Annotated in this window: 1 protein-coding gene; it reads right to left on the bottom strand. The window is 64.6% G+C overall.

Annotated elements, in window-relative coordinates:
• A partial coding sequence (locus CDN38_RS28480) for a condensation domain-containing protein (RefSeq protein ID WP_142361420.1) occupies positions 1 to 3,538 on the bottom strand: 3,538 nt, incomplete at both ends.

The raw sequence follows: 3,538 nt of genomic DNA, 5'->3' as shown, positions 1-3,538 counted from the left end.
CCAACTCCCGATACGTCACCGACAAACCCTCGAAAGTCACCGCCACCGCATCCGGGGCCCGCGCCACCTGCGCAGCAAAGGCCACCGGAATCGACACCGACGACGACACCGGCCCAGCCAACACCGCCCAATTCCCCCACCCAGCCAAGCGCGCATGCTCACCGCCATCGAGCACATCCACCGACGACAACCGCCGAGCCGGATCAGCGGTCATGGCCACCAACACCCGCCGCCACCGCTCAATGAACACCTCGACGCTCGCCGCGTCGAACACATCAGTGCGAAATTCCACCGTCCCACCGATCCCGGCGGGCTCACCAGCCTCGGTCCAACGCTCACCCAGAACAAACAGCAAATCCATGCGGGCGGTACGAGTACCCACCGGCAGCGGCGTAACCTGCAAATCATCCAAAACCAGCCCGACGGTCGCCGGATCATTGTCCTGCCCAGGAAAATTGGCCCACGTAAACATCACCTGAACCAACGGCTGATAAGTCAGCGACCGCGCCGGATTGAGCCGCTCCACCAGCACCTCAAAGGGCACATCCTGATGCTCATAAGCGGCCAGACTGCGCTCTCGCACCTGAGCCAACAACTCCGCAACACTAGGATCACCGGCCAGATCGACCCGCAACACCAACGTGTTGACGAAAAAACCCACCAACTCATCAAGCGCCGGATCACGCCGCCCCGCGATCGTAAACCCCACCGCCACATCGGCACTGGCACTGACCTTCCCCAGCAGCACCGCCAGAGCCGCCTGCATCACCATGAAACTGGTCGCATTATGCTCACGCGCCACCCGGGCAACCCGCCGCTGCAACTCAGCCGGCCACCCCACCGCCACCACAGCACCCCGATAATCGGCCACCGGCGGATAGGGCCGATCAGTAGGAAGCATCAGCCGCTCGGGCATTCCGGCAAGGGCCCGCTCCCAGTAAGCCAGCTGAGCAGCAATCCGGCTACGACTATCAGCCAGATCACCAAACTGCGCACGCTGCCACAACGTGTAATCCACATACTGCACCACCAACGGCGCCCACCGCGGAACCCGACCCGCACACCGAGCCCGATAAGCAAAGCCCAGATCACGAAACATCGGCGTCAGCGACCACCCATCAAAAGCGATGTGGTGCATGGTTAGCGCCAGCACATGCTCCTGGTCGGCAACGGTGAAAAGTGTTGCGCGGAAGGGGATTTCGGCGGCCAGGTCGAACGTATACCTTGCGGCCACACCGACGGCGTCCTCAAGCTGGGTCGCCGACCATCGGGCTGCGTCGATGATGCCCCAGCCAAAGTCCGCCTCGTCGGCGGCAATGATCCGCTGCTGCGGTACCCCATCGACGGCCAAGAACACCGTACGCAAACTTTCGTGACGGCCCACCACATCGGCCAGTGCGGCACCCAGCGCATCGGTATCAAGGCAACCGACCAGTCGCAATGCCACGGCCATGTTGTAGACCGGTGAGAGCCCCTGCAACTGGTCCAGGAACCACAACCGGCTCTGCGCAAATGACAACGGAACCACAGCGGGACGCGGCGACGGCGTCAACGCTGCCTCGGCCGGTTCGCGGGCATGTGCGCTTATCCATTCGACCAACCCGGCCACGGTAGGCGCGTCAAACAACGCCCCGATCGGGACCTCGACACCCAGTTCAGCGCGCACCCGCGCCACCAGGCGCGTCGCCAACAATGAATGTCCACCCAGGTCGAAAAACCCGTCATCGATGCCGACCCGCGTCAGCCCGAGAACCTCGCCGAATAGTGCGACCAACACCCGTTCGCGTCGATTACGCGGCGCCCGATACGCCACCGCACTGAAAAACTCCGGGGCCGGCAACACTTGCCGATCAAGTTTGCCGTTGATCGTCAACGGCAGCGACTCCACCACCATGATCGCCGCGGGCACCATGAACTCCGGCAATCGGGTGGCGACAAAGCTGCGCAGCTTCGCCACTCGTTCGATCACCGACGGGTCGTTGACATACCCGGCGAGGGAACCGACCTGCGTGGTGGGCAGGTATAGATCCGACAGTGCTGGGAGCGGGTAGTCACTAGACGGTTTGGTGGCGTGGGTGTAGATGAGGTCCACCAGACCGGCGGTCGGCGACCAAGTCACCGCTGTGGCGTATCCCAGTTCCTGCCCCAGCAGCTGACACTGGTACGGCAACACCGCATCGGGGGCGAAGATGCCGGCACGCAACTCGCCTACGGGCACCCGAGCGCCGGCCTGGGCCAGCGCCCGCGCTAACTCCACGTCGGGCCATATCCCGCCATGCGGCACCCCGGTGACACGCAGGCCCGACAGCTGCTGTGCCTGGAGATATGCGCGCAGCCTGGCGAGGCTCCCGAATCGCTGCCACGGTTCGGACGGTAGGTGTGCAAGGGACCGAACCGGTACCGGTGCCTTACGCAGTATCACCTCATATCGGTAACCGCTGAGTTCGTTGACTGCGCACATCCGCTTGAGCTGCACCTCCACCGCGGCGATATCGGGAAGGTGCTGCGGCAAAGCCGCAAAGAACTCCGGTGCCAACAGCAGTTCCTGCTCCGTAAGCATTTCCCGGCGCACCCGCTCACCTACCACCGCGGCCGTGTCCTCAGCACCGCTAGCGTCGGCGCACATCACCCCGGTGGTGAACGCGCGCAACAACGACAGGTTGCGCACGTCACCGATAAACAACGCCCCGCCAGGTGCCAGTAGCCGCATCGCCGTCGCCAGCACGTCCAGCAGATACCCCGCACTCGGGAAGTACTGGACCACCGAGTTGAGCACCACCACATCGAAATGCGCCTCCGGCAGCCCCTCGGCCACATCCGCGGGCTGGACCCGCAACCGCACCCGATCACCCCACGGCTCGTGAGCCACCGCCGCCTGCAGGGTCTGGATCGCCGGCGCGGAGAAGTCTGTGCCCCAATACTCGACACACACCGGGGCCAAGTGTGCAAGCAACAGCCCCGAGCCCACCCCGATCTCCAGCACCCGCCCGGGCCCCAACCCCCGGATCCGATCCACCGCAGCCGCACGCCATTCCCGCATCTCCTCGAGCGGGATCGGCGCCCCGGTATAGCTACTGTTCCACCCCCCGAAATCCTCCCCCAACACCGCGGACGCGCCAGCGGTGAACGTCAACCCCGAGTAAAGGCCGTCATATACTCCCTGCCACTGCTCAACGAGCTCCACTTCGCGCGCCGGCTCCCGGACCAGCATCATCTCCTGATCCAGCACGACATAGCCCACCAACAGCTTGTCGGTCACCGCCGCACCCTCATTCGGGGCGGACGTGGCCTCGCGGGCGATGACTACCGCCTGCTTGACGCCGGCCGACTCGGCCAGCGCTGCCTGGATTTCGCCGAGTTCGATGCGGTAGCCGCGGATTTTGACCTGCTCATCAGCGCGCCCCACATAACGCAGCCGCCCATCAGCACCCCACCACACCAAATCCCCGGTGCGATACATCCGTATTCCCGCGCCGCCGAACGGACACGCCACAAACCGCGACGACGTCAACCCCGCCCGCCGCCAATACCCCACCCC

The organism is Mycobacterium ostraviense (genome assembly GCF_002705925.1).
GTDB classification, from domain to species: domain Bacteria; phylum Actinomycetota; class Actinomycetes; order Mycobacteriales; family Mycobacteriaceae; genus Mycobacterium; species Mycobacterium ostraviense.
The sequence above is the reverse complement of the archived record's forward strand: the minus strand, read 5'-3'. Positions and strand labels throughout refer to the sequence as shown.